At 37.3% G+C, this 19,624-nt stretch carries 25 protein-coding genes and 1 riboswitch; of the genes, 6 read left to right on the top strand and 19 right to left on the bottom strand.

Annotated elements, in window-relative coordinates:
- Positions 1-111: 111 nt before the first annotated feature.
- The 6 genes from ACOI1D_RS02320 to ACOI1D_RS02295 form a co-directional block, all read right to left on the bottom strand.
- Positions 112-753, bottom strand: a complete 642-nt coding sequence (locus tag ACOI1D_RS02320; protein WP_422498927.1) for a recombinase family protein — start codon at positions 751-753, stop codon at positions 112-114.
- 403 nt (positions 754-1,156) lie between these two features.
- The gene (locus ACOI1D_RS02315) at positions 1,157-1,567 is read right to left on the bottom strand and encodes a hypothetical protein (protein WP_422498926.1); all 411 of its coding nucleotides are present in this window, start codon (positions 1,565-1,567) and stop codon (positions 1,157-1,159) included.
- A 538-nt stretch (positions 1,568-2,105) separates the two neighbouring features.
- Complete coding sequence (locus tag ACOI1D_RS02310; RefSeq protein WP_422498925.1) at positions 2,106-2,240, bottom strand: hypothetical protein; 135 nt, start codon at positions 2,238-2,240, stop codon at positions 2,106-2,108.
- 21 nt (positions 2,241-2,261) lie between these two features.
- A complete protein-coding gene (locus ACOI1D_RS02305) occupies positions 2,262-3,296 on the bottom strand; it encodes a tyrosine-type recombinase/integrase (RefSeq protein WP_422498924.1) in 1,035 nt (344 codons plus the stop codon).
- Positions 3,297-3,515: 219 nt separating this feature from the next.
- Positions 3,516-3,872, bottom strand: a complete 357-nt coding sequence (locus ACOI1D_RS02300) for a HesB/IscA family protein (RefSeq protein WP_422498923.1) — start codon at positions 3,870-3,872, stop codon at positions 3,516-3,518.
- 68 nt (positions 3,873-3,940) lie between these two features.
- Positions 3,941-4,273, bottom strand: a complete 333-nt coding sequence (locus tag ACOI1D_RS02295; protein WP_422498921.1) for a YuzD family protein — start codon at positions 4,271-4,273, stop codon at positions 3,941-3,943.
- A gap of 151 nt (positions 4,274-4,424) precedes the next feature.
- On the opposite strand from ACOI1D_RS02295, the gene ACOI1D_RS02290 reads away from it, so the two are divergent.
- Positions 4,425-4,649, top strand: coding sequence for a NifU family protein (locus tag ACOI1D_RS02290; RefSeq protein ID WP_422498920.1), 225 nt, complete (start codon positions 4,425-4,427; stop codon positions 4,647-4,649).
- A 92-nt stretch (positions 4,650-4,741) separates the two neighbouring features.
- Here ACOI1D_RS02290 and ACOI1D_RS02285 read toward each other — a convergent pair whose 3' ends face one another.
- Entirely contained in the window at positions 4,742-5,716 is a 975-nt protein-coding gene (locus tag ACOI1D_RS02285; protein WP_422498919.1) for a hypothetical protein, read from the bottom strand.
- A 77-nt stretch (positions 5,717-5,793) separates the two neighbouring features.
- On the opposite strand from ACOI1D_RS02285, the gene ACOI1D_RS02280 reads away from it, so the two are divergent.
- A complete protein-coding gene (locus ACOI1D_RS02280; protein WP_422498917.1) occupies positions 5,794-6,306 on the top strand; it encodes a phosphatidylglycerophosphatase A in 513 nt (170 codons plus the stop codon).
- 53 nt (positions 6,307-6,359) lie between these two features.
- Here the strand turns inward: ACOI1D_RS02280 and ACOI1D_RS02275 are convergent, their stop codons facing one another.
- The gene (locus tag ACOI1D_RS02275) at positions 6,360-7,127 is read right to left on the bottom strand and encodes a TIGR01457 family HAD-type hydrolase (RefSeq protein WP_422498916.1); all 768 of its coding nucleotides are present in this window, start codon (positions 7,125-7,127) and stop codon (positions 6,360-6,362) included.
- Positions 7,128-7,143: 16 nt separating this feature from the next.
- A complete protein-coding gene (gene hepT / locus ACOI1D_RS02270; protein WP_422498915.1) occupies positions 7,144-7,581 on the bottom strand; it encodes a type VII toxin-antitoxin system HepT family RNase toxin in 438 nt (145 codons plus the stop codon).
- 132 nt (positions 7,582-7,713) lie between these two features.
- Between hepT and ACOI1D_RS02265 the strand changes: the two genes are divergently transcribed.
- Positions 7,714-7,980, top strand: coding sequence for an SAV0927 family protein (locus tag ACOI1D_RS02265; protein WP_422498914.1), 267 nt, complete (start codon positions 7,714-7,716; stop codon positions 7,978-7,980).
- A gap of 220 nt (positions 7,981-8,200) precedes the next feature.
- Entirely contained in the window at positions 8,201-8,479 is a 279-nt protein-coding gene (locus tag ACOI1D_RS02260; RefSeq protein WP_422498913.1) for a hypothetical protein, read from the top strand.
- A gap of 27 nt (positions 8,480-8,506) precedes the next feature.
- Here the strand turns inward: ACOI1D_RS02260 and ACOI1D_RS02255 are convergent, their stop codons facing one another.
- Complete coding sequence (locus ACOI1D_RS02255; protein WP_422498912.1) at positions 8,507-8,782, bottom strand: YutD family protein; 276 nt, start codon at positions 8,780-8,782, stop codon at positions 8,507-8,509.
- A gap of 164 nt (positions 8,783-8,946) precedes the next feature.
- On the opposite strand from ACOI1D_RS02255, the gene ACOI1D_RS02250 reads away from it, so the two are divergent.
- Positions 8,947-9,519 (top strand): YhcN/YlaJ family sporulation lipoprotein, encoded by a 573-nt coding sequence (locus ACOI1D_RS02250; RefSeq protein ID WP_422498911.1) that lies wholly within the window; start codon positions 8,947-8,949, stop codon positions 9,517-9,519.
- A gap of 9 nt (positions 9,520-9,528) precedes the next feature.
- Positions 9,529-10,491: a M23 family metallopeptidase gene (locus tag ACOI1D_RS02245; RefSeq protein ID WP_422498910.1), complete on the top strand. Its 963-nt coding sequence runs from the start codon at positions 9,529-9,531 to the stop codon at positions 10,489-10,491.
- A gap of 48 nt (positions 10,492-10,539) precedes the next feature.
- On the opposite strand, the gene ACOI1D_RS02240 is transcribed toward ACOI1D_RS02245, so the two are convergent.
- The 9 genes from ACOI1D_RS02240 to ACOI1D_RS02200 all read right to left on the bottom strand — a co-directional run bounded on the left by ACOI1D_RS02240 (position 10,540) and on the right by ACOI1D_RS02200 (position 19,512).
- A complete protein-coding gene (locus ACOI1D_RS02240; RefSeq protein ID WP_422498909.1) occupies positions 10,540-10,653 on the bottom strand; it encodes a methionine/alanine import family NSS transporter small subunit in 114 nt (37 codons plus the stop codon).
- Between the two features lies 1 nt (position 10,654).
- Entirely contained in the window at positions 10,655-12,187 is a 1,533-nt protein-coding gene (locus tag ACOI1D_RS02235) for a sodium-dependent transporter (RefSeq protein WP_422498908.1), read from the bottom strand.
- A gap of 206 nt (positions 12,188-12,393) precedes the next feature.
- The gene (locus tag ACOI1D_RS02230) at positions 12,394-13,947 is read right to left on the bottom strand and encodes a Na+/H+ antiporter NhaC family protein (protein ID WP_422498906.1); all 1,554 of its coding nucleotides are present in this window, start codon (positions 13,945-13,947) and stop codon (positions 12,394-12,396) included.
- Positions 13,948-14,066: 119 nt separating this feature from the next.
- Positions 14,067-14,242: riboswitch (Lysine riboswitch) on the bottom strand.
- A gap of 46 nt (positions 14,243-14,288) precedes the next feature.
- On the bottom strand, positions 14,289-15,077 hold the full coding sequence (gene yunB, locus ACOI1D_RS02225; RefSeq protein ID WP_422499008.1) for a sporulation protein YunB: 789 nt from the start codon (positions 15,075-15,077) through the stop codon (positions 14,289-14,291).
- A 58-nt stretch (positions 15,078-15,135) separates the two neighbouring features.
- Positions 15,136-16,227 carry an HD-GYP domain-containing protein gene (locus tag ACOI1D_RS02220; RefSeq protein WP_422498905.1) on the bottom strand — a complete coding sequence of 364 codons (1,092 nt, stop codon included), beginning with the start codon at positions 16,225-16,227 and terminating at the stop codon, positions 15,136-15,138.
- Positions 16,228-16,385: 158 nt separating this feature from the next.
- The gene (locus tag ACOI1D_RS02215) at positions 16,386-16,688 is read right to left on the bottom strand and encodes a YunC family protein (RefSeq protein ID WP_422498903.1); all 303 of its coding nucleotides are present in this window, start codon (positions 16,686-16,688) and stop codon (positions 16,386-16,388) included.
- 64 nt (positions 16,689-16,752) lie between these two features.
- Positions 16,753-18,156: a bifunctional metallophosphatase/5'-nucleotidase gene (locus ACOI1D_RS02210; RefSeq protein WP_422498901.1), complete on the bottom strand. Its 1,404-nt coding sequence runs from the start codon at positions 18,154-18,156 to the stop codon at positions 16,753-16,755.
- A gap of 12 nt (positions 18,157-18,168) precedes the next feature.
- Positions 18,169-18,984, bottom strand: a complete 816-nt coding sequence (locus ACOI1D_RS02205) for a sulfite exporter TauE/SafE family protein (RefSeq protein WP_422498899.1) — start codon at positions 18,982-18,984, stop codon at positions 18,169-18,171.
- A 222-nt stretch (positions 18,985-19,206) separates the two neighbouring features.
- Positions 19,207-19,512: a Uma2 family endonuclease gene (locus tag ACOI1D_RS02200; protein ID WP_422498897.1), complete on the bottom strand. Its 306-nt coding sequence runs from the start codon at positions 19,510-19,512 to the stop codon at positions 19,207-19,209.
- Positions 19,513-19,624 lie beyond the last annotated feature (112 nt).

Raw genomic sequence — 19,624 nt, 5'->3', positions numbered from 1 at the left:
TCAGTAACACGTATAAAGGCTATACGTAGACTAACGACCTATAAATCTATTACTTCTCATATGCTGTTGTATGGCGGTGTGTGGCGTTCCTGTGGCTGTTTGCGTCTGTGCTTACGTTCCGATTAACCCTTCATATTCCTTTACAATCTTATAAAACGTTGTTTTCTTCATGTCTACGTTATTCATTGTTTCTACGGCGGTCTGTGCGCCTTCTTTCCAACGTCTATACTGTACGTTGAATAAGTCACGTTGTTCCTTGGTAAGCGTGTTATATGTTACTGTTGGACGTCCTAACTGTTTCCCGTTGCGTTTAGCTGCTGCGATTCCTTCTGCTTGGCGTTCGTTTATGTCTGTCCGTTCCTTCTCTGCAAATGCGGATAGTAACGTTAGAATTATATCGGATATAGCACGTTGTAATACGTCGCCGTTCTCGTCCGTGGCTGTCGTGTTTAACATAGGTTCGTGAACGAATTGTAACGATACGCCTTTGTCAACAAAATATTTAAACTCTGCCTTTATGTCGTTCATGTTCCGGCTCATACGAGTTATACTGTCGAATATAACTGTATCACCCTTCCGTGCTTGCGTCTTTAACGCTTGGTATTGCGGTCTATTCGTGTTCTTACCGCTAACCTTATCGACGTATACGTCCCGTTCGTTGACGCCTAACCGTTGCATAGTATCGACTTGCCTAGCTTCGTTCTGATCCTTGCTTGATACTCGAATATATGCGAATGTTTTGTCCTCACTCATGTACGATTACCTCCGATTAATTTATGGTACGTTCAGTATAACTTATCGTTCGTAAAATGTCAATATTTATACGAACTTTCATGTAATCGAGCGTAATACTTTTATGAACGGCGGAACGGCTAAGTTCGTCATGTTCATATATGTATACTTTTGCGGACACGGTTGCCAAGCGTCACTGATCCCGCGTTTTGTCCGGTTATACCAAGCAGCACCCTCGTATTTTTCGGCAAGGACGGCTGGTGAACGGAAAAACCGCCACTCTGTACCCCCAACGTTTCACATACGTGAAGATACGTGTAATCTCATACACTTACTAAAAGTAACACACGCTTTATCACACTAAATCACACGTGAATTTACGACTAAACTCGCGCATGGCCGTCAAGTTTTTATACTTTACACATTAACTCGCAAGAAATAGCCGTCTACTTAATCGTTTTATAGTTGCGTACAAATAGCCGTCAAGGTTCGATATAGTGCCTTCCTTGTAACGTCTTATAACGTCGAGTAGAGCGTCTGTAAATGCGTCTGAATAGCTTTCTATATGTAATTTAGACGTCTTAGCACGGAACACAACGCCAGTCAATCGCTGTAAATCCTTGGCGTTGAAGAACGGGTTTAACGTGTTATAAATTACTTCCGGTATAGCGTTCTTAATCGCCCTGGCCGAGTTTAACGTCACTCCCGTCTCTAGTACGTAGGTATTAGTATTTGAATGATTTAATACAGATGGTTCGACTTCCTTTTCAACGTTGGAAGGCGCGTCCGTGCTAGTTTCTTTGAGTTCTGCTGTGGGTTCATTCTGTCGGTTCATCTGCGATAAAATCTGAATAATATTAACTGACTTTCTACGGCTTTTGCCACGTCCTAGCCACTTCTTAATAGTCGGAACACACTCGATCATGCAGTACTCTTTAAGTACCTTGACCGACCTTTTGACGGTGCTTACGGACTTGCCTATACTGTCCGCTATTGTTTGATACTTAGCGAAACTAACGCCTTTAACTCGTAAGCTACACCGCCCAAAGAAACGTAATACTTCTATTACTGATTCCGGCTGCTCGTCCGTGCGTAACCGTTCAATGTATTCATATATTTTAACGTCCATTTCGTGCTTAGTTTCAAACGTGCGGTATTGCTCGATATTCTCGAATGTTAATGACTCGTAAGTTTTAGGTTGCATGTCGTTGCCCTCCGATTAGGGCGCTATAAAACAAACGTATGTTCTGTTTTTGTGTTAAACCCTCCGAATTGACAAATACACTTAAATTTTATAAGATATACCTACGTGACTAGGTGGTGTATTCTTACGTTTCGACGTTTGGGTATAGCGCCTTTTTTTTGTGTGATTTTTACTTTGCTAGTTCGTTCAACTTCGATTTGTACTGCATGAGTCGGTCATAACGGTATTGGTTCCTGCGTTTGCTAACATGAGTCGATCCGTATTGCGCTACTTTTTTTGTATAAAATGCAATTCGTTTGTCCACTTGATTACCTCCTTCACTTTTTTATTTACGTTTATTAAACATCGTATTGACCGGTGAAAACTGGTCGTGGCTTTCTCTCATTTCTGATACGTCCATTTGTATATACCGGCGCATTGTACGTATATCTGCCCAGCCGCCGATTTTCTGCAACGTGAAGGCGTCGCAACCGTTAAGTATCATATTCTTGGCCCATGTATGGCGGTAGACGTGTGCCGTAACCTTCTTGTTCTTAACTCCTGCCTTTTCTGCGTAATATTTCAACCGTTTATTAAAGTGATTCGCTCCTAACGGCTCCCCGTAACTAGATAAGAAAATCCTATCCGTTTTAAAATGCGTCTTGGTTTCCGTTATTAATTGCAATAGCAACTTCGCTACGTGCGTAGATATAGGAACTAATCGGAAATTACGGCTCTTGCTTTCGCTAGACTTAATCGTAATAAACCGTGTCTTTATATCCACGTCTTCCGCACGTAATGAAAGTAATTCACGAATACGTAGGCCACTATCTAACAAGGTGTTAATAGCTACAAAGTCACGGTAACCCACGAAATCACGCTTGTTTGGTAGTGCTAAAATATCCTTCACCTCGTCATTTGTTAACGGGTTGGTTAAGTCGTTTACGTTGTCCTGACGTAGTAACCTAACGTTTTCTATCGGATTCACTTCGAGCAAGCCCTCGCGATATAAGTAATTAAACAACGCCTTCAAACATCGCAAGTTAATATTTATCGTCGTGTCGGACAATCCGATCGCTTGCTTATCACCGTCTATATACTTGTGTCCCGCATACTTGCGCTTGTCGTACTTCATGTAATTTATATAATTCCGAAATTCCTCCGCCGTTAAGTCGTTTACATAGTCCACTATGTAGTTATCGTTTAGCCACTTCGTGAAATATTCCCACATCTTAACGTAATCTTTAATAGTGCGGTCCCTTACACCTTCCGTTCGCTTTCCGCTAATAACAATGTCAATCGCTTGTGTTTGCGTCAAGTTCGGAAAATCCTTTACAGGTTCCGCTAGTTTTGTGATTCTCTTGCGTTTCTTTAAAGACACAAAAAAAGACCTCCCCAACGCCTAAATTTAGCGCTAAGAAAGTCTTACTTATCGTTATTAACAACCGCAAAACGTCTATATAACGGTTGTTTATATTCGTTTGAACTGTCGATATGCTCGGTTAAACTAGTGTAGTCCGCAACCTTTACGATTTGTTTCCGTTTAGGTTTACCGAATGATACTACGATTAGAAAACCTTCACAAAACGTTGTCACACCGCTAACATTTTTCCGGTGCGCCCGCGCGATCTTTCGCTTTAAACGATGATCCACAACCACAGCTAACCATAGCGTTCGGATTATCGATGCTAAATCCGCCGCCCATCATATTTTGTTTAAAATCAATTTTCGTTCCTTCTATAATAGGGATATCCTGTTTAAAAATCACAACAGGAACACCATTAATTTCATCAACCATATCCAATTCGGCATTAATGTCATAATCAAATCCTAAAGAATAGGATAATCCACTACAGCCGCCACCTTTTATTCCAAAGCGTAGACGAACATCTTCTGATTCGTCTTGCATCATTTCTCTAATCTGTCCTACTGCATTGTCAGTAAATGTAACAACCATGTCGTCCCCTCCTCTTTACCTTTAATTATACAAACTGTTGCATTACTATTCAACTTATTGCTATAAATTTATTTCAACTGTAATGGAATTTCATATTTGTCTAATGCCTGATAAATCGTTTTCAAACGCGGTATCCCCTCTGCGACCATTTCTTCATTTACAAACACAATCGGATAAAATAAATCCTCAGAAAAAATTCTTTCAATAAAATCACTGTGTTTTTGGTCTGCTTGAGGTTCATTAATATTAATATAATTGTAACCAACTACATTGTCTATATACTTTCTGCCTATCGCTGCCTGCAACCATTCATATGTGTCCTTTGACCCTGGGGCACCTACACAGCTGGCACATATCTGTTCCGCCCCATAAACTGTAATTACAGCTTTTTCATCCACCATGATAGCCTCCCTACTATTTAGTTACTTATATTTTACAAAACCTTCTAAAAAAGATAAAATATAACCATCTATTAATGATATAATATATATTAACAATAGATTTTTTTAGTCATTCATCTTATAATGGAAATATGAAAGGGGAAGATGAATAATGCAAGAACAAGTCCAAGAAGTCTTAAATAAATTACGCCCATTTTTACTTCGTGACGGTGGAGATGTGGAGTTAATAGATGTTGATGAGGATGGCATTGTACTTCTTCGTTTGATGGGTGCATGTGGTAACTGCCCAAGTTCAACAATCACGTTAAAAGCTGGAATCGAACGCGCATTAATTGCTGAAGTTCCTGGAGTTAGAGAAATCGAACAAGTATTTTAATACAATAGATTGGAGGCAAACATCTGTATGTTTGCCTTTTTTTATTTATCTAACACGTATAAATCTTAGTAAATGCCGCTACTCTTTATTTCTTATAACCAGTCTACCACAGGTATTTTCCAAATGTCATGATTAACCTCAACTAGTTGAAAAAACTCACCCATAAACTTTTCGTAACGTAATTGTTTTTGTTGTAAATCGTTCAAACTAGTTAATAACGAATCATGCGAAGTCGAGGTAAAGCCTTTTTCCATCAAATCAAAAAAATGAACTGGGTAAAGAAGACGTGCGTACAATAATCGCCAGCTAAATACGGAAAGTGGTTGCTCACGTTGGTACACATGGAGGAATTTAACAACATTATCCCTCCCGCTATCCCCTTGATACAGAACACAATATCTTATGTATTCTGCTAGATCACGTACTGGATGGTCAACAATAAAATTACCATGCCAAATTATATCCCTGCTGCACTGATTTGTGTAACGTCTGAAGGTTATTGCCCCTCTATCACCATCATGAAAACGATTATCAAATTCGGTTTCCTGTAAATATTGAATCGCATTTTCACTAATACCAATAATATAAGGAAACAGATCGGAAAGTTTCCGGTGATAGGATGATTGGTACATCAGTTCATCCTGATCCACCTTTTGCTCAAAGGCAGTTAATTTGTTTATCCATAGCTGTTTCCATTCCCCATAGCTTGAAAAATCCTGTGGTTCATATGGATAGCCTGCCCCTATTCGATGGAAATTGGCTAAATACTGTCCATGTTCTAATCTGTTTTGTTGATTTATATGTTGTGTTTTGGTTACAATATATTCCTCACCCATAAATAAAGTAACCCAATCTCCATTAATATTTTGAACTGGTACAGCAATATTGTTTAATCCGTTCTCAAAAAGGTAATACGCTAATGAGAGCTGTTCTGCATGAATAGTTTCATTGTTTACAGCAGGAATGATAAAATAAATGTATTCGTTGCCGATATAACCCTCTGCTCCATCCAAAAAACAAGTTCCTTCTGTTTGGATACCATAATAAGTAGTAAGTAAGTTTCGCACATATTTCCCCCTTTTCACATTTACAATAAGTATATGTATTACAAATGGTCAAAAATACGTAAGAGTAGGTGATTTTAATGGATGAAAATACAAATCAAGATCAATTAGAATTAAAAGCACGTGAATGGTTAACTGAACGAGGTGTTACCTTAGATGATATTGCTGAGCTGGTTTATTATTTGCAATCAAAATATCATGATGATTTGAGTATGGAAGATTGTCTTCACAATGTGGATCGTGTTTTAACAAAGCGCGAGGTTCAAAATGCAGTACTTACTGGTATTCAATTAGACAAACTAGCAGAGCAAAAAATGTTGGATTTTCCACTTCAACAAACAATTGAAACAGATGAAAGTCTATATGGTGTAGATGAGATTATTGCCTTATCAATCGTTAATGTTTATGGATCAATAGGGTTTACTAATTATGGTTATATTGATAAACAAAAACCAGGAATTCTTGAGCGGTTAAATGATAAATCAACAGGAGAATGTCATACCTTTTTAGATGATATTGTTGGCGCAATTGCAGCTGCAGCCTCAAGTAGATTAGCACATGGGACACGGGATGCTGAAATGTTAGATGATTAAAATATAAGTAAAGCTGCCTACCGGGGTATTCACTCAGGTAGGCAGCTTTTTTTTTATGTCACTAACCATTCACTTAAATTTTGTACATGATAGGTTGGTTTCTTTGGTAAATCAGGAAAGTCCTTAAAGCGGGTGACACCTGTAAACACCATTAATGTGTCTACGCCAGCCTGAATTCCAGCCATTATGTCTGTGTGGTAATTGTCGCCAACCATTAATGTCGCATCCTTTGATAAACCGAGTGTTTTTAATCCTTGCTCCATAATAATAGGTTCAGGTTTCCCAATGAAAATTGGTTCAACTCCGGCGCTTACAGTAATAACAGAGGTAAGTGCTCCATTTCCCGGGACCAGCCCACGCTCTGTGGGAATTGCTACATCACTATTTGTTGAAACAAATGTAGCACCGTTTCGAACAAATAAACAAGCTTTCGTTAGTTTCTCATATGTAATTTCTCGATCAATTCCAATTACTACAAAGTCGGGATTCTCTTCAGTTATTATTAAACCTTTCTCTTCAATCGCCTCATGAAGACCTCTCTCACCAATAACAAATACACGCCTACCCTGATTTTGGCTGGCAATATAGCTAGCTGTTGCCATACTAGAGGTGAATATATGTTTTTCAGTTGCACGTATGTCCATCTTGTTTAACTTTTCGGCAATTTCCAACTGTGTTTTAGAAGAGTTATTAGTTAAAAATAAATGTGGAAGATTATTTTCATGTAAAAAATCCACAAATTCTTTAGCAGCATGGATCCTTGCTTCTCCTTGATACATTGTTCCGTCTAGATCAACCAAATAACCTTGATAATTCTTCACCTAAATAACCCTCATTTCATTCATTTGAGAACGCGTTAGCAACACCAAGCTCGTTTTCCAAATAAGTACGAACCCGATCGCCAAATTGGTTTAGTAACTGTTTATTTTCTGTGGTGATACTTTTTACTTTTTCATGATCTATGTTCAAATACTCTTTAACAAGTAGCGTGCGCAGTCTTACTACCTTTTTATAACCATCCTGATCATTAGAAGGCAGTACCTTTTCATCTACAAGAATGTCTATAATGTCCTCATAACTTCCAGGATCCCGCATGATAAACCCATCAATCATCATATTCCCAACATCTAGCATTGATTCAATAATCATTTGTGTAATTCTCTCCAACAATAGCTTTTCCTGAAAGGATTCAAAAGATTGGTTCCAAAGTTCCTGAAGCAAGCTATCCATGTATGTTAATGTTTGTTCTATTTTACTTCGGTCAACGAAATACATAAAAAAACCTCCACCGTTCTTGATACTCCAAATATATCATACAATGATTGCAAAAATAAAACATGTTATAGTGGAGATAAATGTGATGACCCAAGTAATATTCTAGTCGCACTTTATTAAAGGAGGATTTTCATGGCTAAAAACTATAAACTTTTAAAAGATGAATCGCTGGAGCAAGAAGTTCGCTACTTAAGTTTTATGGGGAACTTTCGCAGATATGATTTCGCCATCACAAACGCTCGTGAACAAGACAAAAAGGTAGTAATTGACTTACAAAAAAACCGCTATGCTGTGTTAAGCAAAGAGGATTTTTCAAATGAAGGTGGAATAGAACACTCTTTCCACGTTACAGAAATAGAAGCAGATGAATTGCGGAAAATACTTAGAGATTTACTATAAACTAAGACAACGCCGACCTATGTGGTCGACGTTTTTTTGTTTATCTAATATCACAATGATTACTAAAGTGCACTAACACCTTTAGAATGTCCTTTCGGTTTTTTACTCACTTATTGAGAAAAGCTTTTTATGAATTAGGTAATAAATCAATCTTTCATGTTTAAAAATGGAATAAAAATAGACAATCAAACAAAACATAATTCTGAAAGGGTGATATACCATGAAGAGAAAAAGAAAAAAAAATTACTCTGAAGTTGATAATGTAAAGAGGCAAAGAAGTGAATTAATACCTGAGGAATTTCCTGAAGGTCCACTGGGATCTCCTATTAATCAGGGGGAACCAGTCCAAAGTAAATCGACCGAGTGGGAAGAAGGACAGTTTAGGCAAAGTGCTTTTGTCTTTCCAGATAAGGAACAACATGATGATTTACCAAGACAAACACCTGGAGCGCATCCAATCCATGACGATGAGGGTGGAGAAGTCCGGCCAGAAGAATAGCGGTAGTTTTTATTTTCACTACCGCTATTACTTATCTATTCTTTTTAGAACGAAATAGGCACATCCAAAATTACAGTACTCATACAAATAATCGTCCAGTGTACTTATTTTTGAATCAAAGGCTGCTTTCGTGTTTTGGTCATCGTAAAAGCCTCTTAAACGAAGCTGATCATAACCCCAATCTCCAACAATAAAGTCGTATTTGGTTAGAATGTCAGAGAATCGCTCTTCTAAGCGTTCTGCATCATAACCTTCCTTTATATTTTCAATTATTTCATACGTCTTTCCATGCAATTCAATCACCTGTTTCACCCCCACCTAACTGTTTACAGTTTACCATAAAGTTCTCCGTTATAACCAGATTTTATCCTTAATTTACATGCGAAGATTCTTTCTAATGATGAATGAAAACTTTTTCATGTAGCAAAATAACGCAATAAAACCTACACAAAAAGGCGGGATGAATAATGTATAAAAAGTTCGCATTGGCTCTTTTATTATGTATGACATTCTTAACAGCATGCGGTACAAACGAAGAGGCTGATCAAGGGGAGCAGATTAGAAACGAATTGGACCCTAATAGAAACGACGAAACCCCCACTTCCAATGAAGAGGAAAATCGACTTGGTTTCGTTCATTACACAAGGGACCAGGTAAACACCAACGATGAAAAAGGTCATGCTGTGACCATGGATCGACACAAGATAGCAGATATGATTACACGAATTATATTACGTACTGAGGGAATTAATGAGGTAGCCACTTTGGTTACGGATAGAGAGGTATTAATAGCTTATGTCAACAACGATGACCTAGAGGAAGATGTAGCTTCAGATATTGCTAAACAAACTGCTATTGCTGCCATGCCTAGTTATTTTGAGGTATACGTTTCTAATGATAGAGATTTAATTGCCGATATCCGTAGCTTGCATAATAGTACACCACAAGGTGGAGAATACAGAAACACGATTACGTCTATTGTTCAAGAAATGAAAAGGTCACCTCAGGGAATAGACAAAGAAAATGACCAAAAAAGGTGATGATGTATTGTGAGATATTATAAAATAATAGCCCTCATCTTATTTGTTGGTCTCATCACGCAAATAGATGTAAAGACTGTTCATGCAGATAAAGATATTTACGCAAAGCGTATAGAATTATTCAAAAAAACAGAAGCTTTAACTTTAATACCCTGGTACTATTTTGCTGCCATTGATCAGTATGAACGAAATATTCAAAAGAATGTTCCATCTGATCAACTAATTTCCATTACTTTTACTCCAACCAAATGGTTTGGAATTGGTAATGTGGATAATAAGAATGAAAGTGTTATTGCACTTTTTCATGGAATTGGAAAAGATGGAAATGGTGATAAAAAGGCAGACCCAAAGAATCCAGATGATGTTCTATACACGATGGGAAAGTACCTGCAAAATTACGGATATTCTAATGAGGATATTAAAATAGCTCTTTGGAATTTATATAAGCGCGATTTAAATGTGCAATCAATCATGAATAACGCCCGTGTTTTTAAAAAATTCAAAGATATTGAATTAACCGACCGTACATTTCCTATGCCATCAAATTACAATTACAGTTATAACAATACTTGGGGCAACAGACGGGGATTCGGCGGTTTACGTATTCATGAAGGAACAGATATTTTCGCAAACTATGGTACTCCCGTAAGGTCTACAACTTATGGTGTGGTTGAACTAATGGGTTGGAATTTATTTGGTGGATGGCGAATTGGGTTACGTGATGTCCATAACATCTATCATTATTACGCTCATCTCACTAAGTATGAGAAAGATATAAAAGTGGGACAAATCGTTAAGCCCGGTGATGTTGTTGGTTACGTCGGCTCAACAGGGTACGGTCCCCCAGGCACGTCCGGAAAGTTCCCCCCACATCTTCATTATGGTATGTATAAGGATAATGGCTACAGTGAATGGTCATTTGACCCCTATCCTTATTTACGAAAGTGGGAAAGAATGGGGAAACAAAAATAAAGAGGAGCTATTGCGATATTCGCAATAGCTCCTTAAATTTAGAATTTATTAACTTTCCTTTGCCTGCTTTGCTTTTTTAACGGCATTCATAATACTCGCAGCAAGTCCTCCCCAAATGATAACTATACCTAATATCATGACAAAGATTGAACTAACAGTCATATTATTCGCCTCCTTTTGAAGAATCATCTTCAAGCTCAGGATTGGATTTCCATTTGATCACAGCTAGCACTATAGCAACTATAACTGCTCCAACAGCAACTGCCCAACCACTGAATAAGATAAATGTATCTCCATATTCACCATAGTTACCTGTTGCATTGTCAAATTCTTTCAATAAGTTCTCTTTGAACAATCCAAACATCATATATCCAAGCACAATTGGTGTTATGACGCCTAAACTCACAGTCCACCATGATCCTAAACGTATATCAGATATTTCATTTGCATGTGTTTTGAATTCACCTAGCTTACGGAACACCCACGCCATTAGAACTACTTCGACTAATCCTACAAAAGCTACACCAAATTGGTTAATGTAATAATCAGCCACGTCCAAGAAGAGTAAACCACCTTGTGTCGCGAATAAGAGTGACACAAGCGCTGCTAATCCTCCACCAAATAAGACAGCTTTTGTTCTGGAAATTTTAAATTTGTCAACCAAACCAGCTACATAAGTTTCAGTGATAGACATCAAAGACGTCAAACCTGCTAAAACTAATGAAGCAAAGAACAGGAATCCAAATAACTCTTTAAATGCTGGGAACTCATTGATGATTTGCGGGAACACTATGAACGCTAATCCAACTCCGCCTTTTACTACTTCATCAACTGGAACTCCCTGTTGTACAGCCATAAAACCAAGAACAGAAAATACTCCAATACCCGCCAATAATTCAAAACTCGAATTACCAAAACCAGTGATAAATGCGTTGTTGGTAATATCTGACTTTTTAGGCAGATAACTTGAGTATGTAATCATGATAGCAAATGCAATTGATAAACTGAAGAATATCTGTCCATATGCTGCTACCCATACAGTTGGATCGAGAATTTTACTAAAGTCAGGTTCAAAGAATGCCTCTAACCCTGTTAATGCACCAGGTAGAGTAACTGCACGAATTACGATAATAAGAAATATAATTACCAATGCTGGAATAAATATTCTGTTTGCAACTTCGATACCTTTTTTAACACCTTTAAATAAAATACCTAATACGACAATCCAAACAATAATTAATGGAATGAGTACTCCTGGAACAAAGCTTCCTGTTTGTCCTGGATCAACCGATAATTTCAAATACTCACCATACAGAAATGCTTGTGTGTCTTCACCCCAATTTAAATTAAACGAAAACATGGAGTAGGATATTGCCCAGGCAATAATTACCGAGTAGTAAGTTGATATTACAAAGGCAACTAAAACTGCCCACCAGCCAACCCATTCAGCCTTTTTATTAATTCTTCTGTACGTTAACGGTGCAGAACCCTTGTATTTATGACCCATGGTAAATTCCATGATAAGGATTGGGATACCTGCTGTAAGAAGTGCAAATAAGTATGGAATAAAGAAAGCTCCACCACCATTTTCGTAAGCAACTGCTGGAAAACGCCAGATATTTCCTAGTCCAATCGCCGAACCAACAGCAGCCATAATAAAGCCGGCTCTTGTTCCCCACTGTGACCTTGTCTCCATTTTTTCTACCTCCTTTTAGTTTTTATTCCTTCCATAAATTATCCTATGAAAAAAGTTAAGAAGGAATGTTATAAATGTTTACTTTTTTCAGATATTTATGTTTGTATTATAAACGATACTTTATTATGATGTCAAAGCTAATTGCATAAATTTTGTCAATAAAAAGAACCAAGCTGTCGAATATCATCGACAGCTTGGTTAAGATTTTACTTACTATATTCTTTTGTTCTATTTATATTGTTAATCAAGAAGCTTATTATTGTTAGTAAAACCAACGTAAATATCAGTGCTAATACCACGTTACCAGAGAATCCTACAATCAGAAAACTAATTGCTCCTACACTTGCTACAATACAAGCATATGGCAGCTGTGTTAGGACATGGGCGATATGATTCGACCCAGCACCTGTTGATGACAAGATAGTAGTATCAGAAATTGGTGAGCAATGATCACCAAATACTGCCCCCGCTAGAACAGCAGCAAGGGATGGAAGTAACAAGGATACATCTGTAATCACCATAATCTCTGCGGCAATTGGCAACATGATTCCAAAGGTTCCCCATGAAGTTCCAGTCGCTAACGCCATCAGACCTGCTATTATGAAAAACAGGAATGGTAACATTGCAGCATCAATTGAAGCTCTTTCTACTAAATGAGCAAGGTAATCACCAGTTCCAAGTGTTCCAATTATAGAGCCAATCATCCACGCTAATAATAGAATATAAATAGCAGGAAGCATGGTTTTTAAGCCTTCACCTACAATTTTAAATCCGTTATTTCTAGGCTTTTCTTGAAGTAGGTGAAAAATAATTGCTAAAGAAACTGCAAGTGCACCACCAATAAACAATGAAAGATTAACATTTGTATTCGCAAAAATAGATAATGCGGATACATCTGTACTCGCTTGTATTCCGGTGACAATCATCGCAATAACTGTTCCGAATACCAGTACGATAATAGGAATTATAAGATGATATACTTGTCCATTTTTGTGTGGATTGAAAACCTCACCCAAATCACCAGGAATGTTTTTTTCATCTGGATCAGTTAGTTGTCCATTCTTAATTGCTCTAAGCTCATGCTTTCGCATTGGACCAATATCCATTTTTAATGCAGCAGCAAAAAATACAAATACCAACGCCCCAACAGCATAAAAATTAAGAGGAATCATTTTGATGAATGCCTCTAAAGGCTGCAAATCTGTTACTCCATTTGCTACAAACAGACTTCCCAAAACTCCGATGATGTACGCACCCCAACTGGATATTGGTGATAGTACGGTTATTGGAGCTGAGGTTGAGTCTATAAAATAAGCTAGCTTTGCACGTGAAACTTTATGTCTGTCAGTTAATGGACGAGCAATCTGCCCCACAGCCAAAGCATTAAAATAATCATCGATAAAGATAATAACCCCTAAGAATGCAGTCATTAATTGTGCACCAGTACGAGTCTTAACCCGTTTTATCATATACTCTCCAAATGCACGACTTCCACCGGATGCGCTTAGAAATGCAGTCATTATCCCAAGAAGCAATAAAAATCCTAATAATAACAAGCTTCCAATATTAAGACCTTCTGAATAGAAAATCTGATAAAATACTGTCCATATTTCTTCAATCGAGCTTACCACATTAAAATCATGTATAAATAAAGCCCCTACAACGATTCCAATTCCGAGTGATAATAAAACTCTTTTAGTTAGTAGTACCAAAATAAGCATAAGTATTGCTGGTATTAATGAATAAATTGTTCCTTCCATTGTTCTTACCTCCATATATTTTATACGAAAGTACAGGAGAACTACTTTAAAAAGCACGCAAAAAAACAACGATAGAAAATAACCTACCATTGTTTTTACAATATACGTTATCCTCCATGTCGATCAGTAGTTCTCCATGCACAATCTTAAGCATGACAGTATAGTCTTTCTTCAAAACTATCCCAGCACAAGAAGGTTGACACTTCTTATGCTTCGGCAAACAATCCTTTAGTCGATGATCATAGGTGTCATCCTCCTATCGATTACTGATACTGCCTGCTCCTCTACCTCACCGATCTGATAAGGTTTAGTGTATGAAATTATTTTTATATTATACTAAGTTATTCTTCACTTTGCAAGTCTTCTTTTGGAATGGCTATAGGGGGCAGATCACCTCCACCATCACCACCGTAATACAATGGGACCTCCGAATTGATCGTTCTTGAGTCAATATAAATTCTCGTTTCTACAATTGCAGGTTCCGTTGAGAAAGGAATAACAATCTGTACGTTTGCGGTAACTAGAACATATAATTGGTAAACCGTTGTATTTATTCCTATCATTTTGGTTTCCATTTTTAGATCGGATTCAATGGCGCCTACAATTTCAAAGTTTACTGGTATTTTAGGGCCCAGGTTAGCAAGAATAGTGTTTCCGGTAGCCTGCCCAATTGGTATCTCAACTACAGTCGGATCTTTATCTGCTAAATCATCTGCTGTATCGTCATAATCTATAGGTGGTAAGTCTGGATCATCTGTATCAACAGTTTCACCCTTATTCATATTATAAAGAAAATGTTCTGCACGTTCAGTTGCTTTTCTTAATAGTTTATTTTGAGCTTCGCCGCTCCAATCAACCATTGTGATGTATCCCTCATCATCCTTTTGAACATCAACAAGATTATCAAATGTAACCCCTTCAGTCGACTTAACTGCTGCGTTTATTGCACGTGTCGCAAATTCAATCGTTTTTGGTTTCGCTATATTCATTAAGGTTGGTTGTATTTTATTACCAACATACCAAATACTAAACGACACCATTGTAACAAATAAAATACTCGTCAAAACGAATATGTATCTTACTGGAGGTGGCGTGCGCTTTCTCTTAAAAACAAATCTTTTGGGTTGCATCAAAAGTAAAACCCCCTTATTACAAGTTATGCTTGTATGAAGGAGGTTAGAATTTAAATTAAGCTATTTGATGGAAGCAGGATTTAACAGTAATAGAAAGACTCGTTGACAAATCAATTTCATATGGAATGACATCCTGTTGCGTTGAATCTTTGATGATTCGAATAACTGGTCGATCACATAAATGCTTGTGCTGTTTGACAACCACTCCCAACCTGTTATCGCTTAACTCAACTGTTAATCCATTTGGATACACAGCAACACTTCGTTTAAAGGCCTCGACTAGTTCCTTGTCAAACAAATTAACAGCACCTGCGTATAATATCTCCAGGCCTTCATGAGGCAGCATTGCTTCACGATAGCTTCGATTACTTGTTACAGCATCAAACACGTCAGCAACCGCTATTATCTTTGCGTATGCATGCATGTCTTCTCCCTTTATGCCTCTCGGATATCCCGTACCATCTAAGCGCTCATGGTGTTGTAAAGCACAATGTGCAACTACAAGCGGTAGGTTATGTTGTTTTCGCAGAAAGTCATAGCCATATTGTGTGTGATTTTTTATTGTTTCATATTCGACGTCCGACAACCCGGACGGCTTTTTAAGTATTTTTGGGTCTATAAATATTTTCCCAACATCATGGAGCATTGAACCGACACCAATTTGAACAAGCTTTTCTTTTGACAACTTAAGCTCTGTACCAATTGCAAGTGCATAAATAGTCACATTTAAGGAATGTTGAAAAATATAATCATCCGTAACAAAAACATCGGCTAATAATGATAAAGCATCATCCCGATTCATAACCTCATCTAACAACCGTTCAACCACGCTTGTCATTTGGCCGTTTTTTTTCTCCATGATAAAAGAACGATTTGCAAATCCCTGCTGCCTTATACTAGTAAATGTATCCCTGATTGTATTTGTAGCATCGATTCTTGTCGTTTCGGATATAACGGTTGGAATATGGATATCACTGGTTAGATCATCTTCAATATAAATATATGTAATCCCCTGTTGTACAAGACGGTTAATCATTTTCCCAGTAAGGCTTAGGCCTCTTTGTATTAAAACACTTCCGTTTTCATTTCGTACAGCTTGTCCTACAATAGTGCCTGGTATAAGTGATTTTGTATTAGCTAATCTCATAATGTTCTCCTAACTGTGCATCTCCCAAAATATCATCCTGAAACATCTTTACCAAAATTCTAACAAATTTCAACAAAAAATACCATCTAATTTTACAAAAACTATAAAACTGGCTTTCATCAGCAAAAAAATGTCTCCCAATGTGGAAGACATACTGATTAAGATATTAAACCTAGCGCTTCTTTACCGATCATTCCTACTTTCCAGCCATACTCCTTTGATGCATCCGTTATTTTCTCAAGTGGCGCATGTAATAATTCGTCTATTGTTTTAACACCAACTGCTCTTGCTGCAATTATTTCCCGTTTTGCAAGCTTCTCATTTAACAAATCCACATCTAATGCACCGCACATGATATAGCCTATATCATTTGATATCATCAATAAATTTGTTTTCGGGAGTTCCACAGTAATCGCGGTAAAGAACATTCCCTTAATTTCCAAAGGATTTACGGTAATCATTCTGGCCTCCTCCTCCTCTTCATACCTTATAAGTGTATGCAGAGGAAAAATAGGTGCTACTCGACTAATTTGCCTGTCCGTATTCTTCATTTAATGTTCTAGCTAACAAATCCCGTAAAAATTCAGGTAAAAAGTATCGTTTACTTTCTGACTTGGCAATCTCAGGTAAAAGTCTTCCAAAGGTAAACATGTCTGCAGTTGCGACATGGTATGTATGGTTGTGATCAATAGGTTGATTATTTATCGTTACATTTTTCACGTGTTCCTGACCATCTTTTTTGACTTCTGTTTCCACTTCTAATCCTGCAAAGATCATTCTCCCGAGAACTTCTCCACGAAACCCAAAACCTTTTAATTTTAATTCCATAAATTCCTTGGTGAACGATGCACGGATTACCTCGACTAGTTCATCACCTTTTAATTGAACCACACAGGGATTAATTGGATGGGGACAAATACGGTGAATATCTTTAAGTGACACATCACCAGATTCTATTTGATCAAGTAAAACGCCGGCATTTAACATCGCACAGTCAGCTTCAGTCCATTTTTTTAATGTTGCTGTGAGTTTTTCCATTATGGGGGTATTTTTAAACCAGTTAACTTCAATCGTTTTGTCCAGTGTGGTAATTTTTTCATCAAGTATTTTGTCAGCTTCACTAATCAATTCATTTAGTTTCTGTTCTGTTTGTAAATCTTTGGCTCTATGTGTTATATCAGTTGTATATGCTTCTTTACGTACTAACTGTCTCTGATTATGATCCCAAGTCAAAATGACCTCACCAACAAACGCACAATGCTTACCAGCTGCTGTAATAATGGTGTTGTTGATCGTCTCTCCAGTGCGAAGCAAATGATGTGTGTGTCCACCGATAATAACGTCAACATCGTTATACCTTCTGGCAATTTCCCGATCTTCTGTTATACCTAAATGAGAAAGTAGGACAATAATATCTGTATGCTTTGCAAGTTCACTGACATAAGCATCCAGAACGTCAAAAGGGTGTGATACATGCCAGTCAAGCAGCTCATAGAATGCATTAAAAGGAGCGGTTAGACCTAAAACACCGATTCTAACACCGCCCTTAGTTTTAACCGTAACACTGGGCTGAACCCATTGAGGGTTATCCCCTCTTATATTGTTCAAATTTGCACAAACAACGTCAAAGTCAGCTTCGTCGTACAAATGATAGAAGTCTTCATGAGCCAGTGTGATTCCTTCGTTGTTACCAAATGTAGCGATATCATATCCTATATCATTCATTAGCTGTACATTTGCCTTACCTTTAAAAGCTTCAGCAATAGGATTTACACGATCGACGTGATCCCCTATATCAACTAGCCAAGAGGACTGTTTAGCTATTCTTTTATCTTCTCTTGCTTCTTTTAAATAACCAGTAACACGTGACCATTGATCAAAATTACTATGTAAATCATTTGTATAATAAAAGAATAATTTTTCCTCCATGATAACTACTCCTTATGTCAATCCTGCAATAATTAAGCGTAATCCAATTAGCATTAATAATACACGTAAAATCCACTCGAGTGCCCTGCTATTCATCCTCTGGTTAACCTTTGCACCAATCGTTCCACCTATCCAAGCACCAGGGATAAAAAATAAGACGTATTCCCATGATACATGACCAAGTATTATATGAGTTCCAGCACTAATGATGCTGCTGAAAAATATGATAAACATCGATGTAGCGATCGCTATATGTACTGGAAAACCAAATAGTAAAATCATTAGCGGCACCATAATAGAGCCCCCACCTATTCCAAACAATCCTGACAAGGTTCCAACAACCAATGATGTTATAAAAGCCACCCAAAAAGTTACTGTGTATTGATAAGTCACTCCATCAAACTGGAAAGACCGCAAACCTTTTTTTGTAACAGGCTGTTTCCCCAACATATTTCTTTTTATAAAAAAGAGCAAAGATAGAACAATCATTAGAATGCCAAAATAAAACGAAAAATCGTCTTCTGCCACAAATTGATTTAACCAGGAACCAAGGATTCCCCCCGGAACGCTTCCAGACAAAAGTAGAAAACCTGTTTTATAATCAACTCGTCCTTCTCTAAAATAAAAAATTGTTGACGAAAGTGCAGTAAATACCATTACGATTAATGAAATTCCTACAATTGTTTGAGGAGTAGCCCATGAAAATTCACTTGATATTTGATTTAAAAATAATAAGCTTGGTATGAGTAGAATACCACCGCCAAGTCCAACTAAGCTGCCTGCAAAGGCGGTAAAAATCCCAATGATAATACAAATAATATAAACCACTTAATACCCCTTCTGTCTGCCATTGATTATAAAACCTGTATTCTCTATTTTAGCACGCTTTTCATGCCATTTCGAATTATGAGGTGAAGTGAGGTGGCATGTCGGTATAGTATGTTTAACGGGGATCTATCGTATAAATGAAAAAAACCGCAACCACGTACGGGTTTTTTCAGGGCTTATATGAAAGACACTACATGCAACATTAACCGGTTTATTTAGCAATTAGGGTGCCGGGATAAAACCCGCTTTATCATAAATTATGCTAATGTCGGGAATGACAATTTTTGTTCCATCTATTTTTTCACTTTTTAATTCAATATCATATGGAGCATGAAATAAATCGCAATCTTTTCCTTCAAGAAATACCCTCAATTTCGTTTCAAGAATATTCGATATCCGCTGATGCTCCGTCGATGGTGAAGGTGACATGTAGACAAATCCGTCAATATATTCCAGTAATACTTCATTGTTTTCACGTATTTTAAAGTATTCGTCTACTGAAATTGATTCATTAAGATATTTGTACATTTCACTATCCCCTTTTTCCGAATTAGTTAACTGTATTTTATAATGTTCAGCGTATGAAGGGATAGCTGCAAATAATATGGGCATTCGTTAACTGGTCAATCTTGTAATAAAC

The organism is Virgibacillus sp. DJP39 (assembly GCF_049310925.1).
Lineage (GTDB): Bacteria > Bacillota > Bacilli > Bacillales > Amphibacillaceae > Virgibacillus_F.
This window is presented reverse-complemented; position numbering and strand designations above follow the sequence as displayed.

Coding starts and splice junctions, on each gene's coding strand:
- ACOI1D_RS02320 (WP_422498927.1), bottom strand. CDS start 753: ATGAGTGAGGACAAAACATTCGCATATATTCGAGTATCAAGCAAGGAT.
- ACOI1D_RS02315 (WP_422498926.1), bottom strand. CDS start 1,567: ATGAACCGACAGAATGAACCCACAGCAGAACTCAAAGAAACTAGCACG.
- ACOI1D_RS02300 (WP_422498923.1), bottom strand. CDS start 3,872: ATGGTTGTTACATTTACTGACAATGCAGTAGGACAGATTAGAGAAATG.
- ACOI1D_RS02295 (WP_422498921.1), bottom strand. CDS start 4,273: ATGGTGGATGAAAAAGCTGTAATTACAGTTTATGGGGCGGAACAGATA.
- ACOI1D_RS02290 (WP_422498920.1), top strand. CDS start 4,425: ATGCAAGAACAAGTCCAAGAAGTCTTAAATAAATTACGCCCATTTTTA.
- ACOI1D_RS02280 (WP_422498917.1), top strand. CDS start 5,794: ATGGATGAAAATACAAATCAAGATCAATTAGAATTAAAAGCACGTGAA.
- hepT (WP_422498915.1), bottom strand. CDS start 7,581: ATGTATTTCGTTGACCGAAGTAAAATAGAACAAACATTAACATACATG.
- ACOI1D_RS02265 (WP_422498914.1), top strand. CDS start 7,714: ATGGCTAAAAACTATAAACTTTTAAAAGATGAATCGCTGGAGCAAGAA.
- ACOI1D_RS02260 (WP_422498913.1), top strand. CDS start 8,201: ATGAAGAGAAAAAGAAAAAAAAATTACTCTGAAGTTGATAATGTAAAG.
- ACOI1D_RS02250 (WP_422498911.1), top strand. CDS start 8,947: ATGTATAAAAAGTTCGCATTGGCTCTTTTATTATGTATGACATTCTTA.
- ACOI1D_RS02240 (WP_422498909.1), bottom strand. CDS start 10,653: ATGACTGTTAGTTCAATCTTTGTCATGATATTAGGTATAGTTATCATT.
- ACOI1D_RS02235 (WP_422498908.1), bottom strand. CDS start 12,187: ATGGAGACAAGGTCACAGTGGGGAACAAGAGCCGGCTTTATTATGGCT.
- ACOI1D_RS02230 (WP_422498906.1), bottom strand. CDS start 13,947: ATGGAAGGAACAATTTATTCATTAATACCAGCAATACTTATGCTTATT.
- yunB (WP_422499008.1), bottom strand. CDS start 15,077: ATGCAACCCAAAAGATTTGTTTTTAAGAGAAAGCGCACGCCACCTCCA.
- ACOI1D_RS02220 (WP_422498905.1), bottom strand. CDS start 16,227: ATGAGATTAGCTAATACAAAATCACTTATACCAGGCACTATTGTAGGA.
- ACOI1D_RS02215 (WP_422498903.1), bottom strand. CDS start 16,688: ATGATTACCGTAAATCCTTTGGAAATTAAGGGAATGTTCTTTACCGCG.
- ACOI1D_RS02210 (WP_422498901.1), bottom strand. CDS start 18,156: ATGGAGGAAAAATTATTCTTTTATTATACAAATGATTTACATAGTAAT.
- ACOI1D_RS02200 (WP_422498897.1), bottom strand. CDS start 19,512: ATGTACAAATATCTTAATGAATCAATTTCAGTAGACGAATACTTTAAA.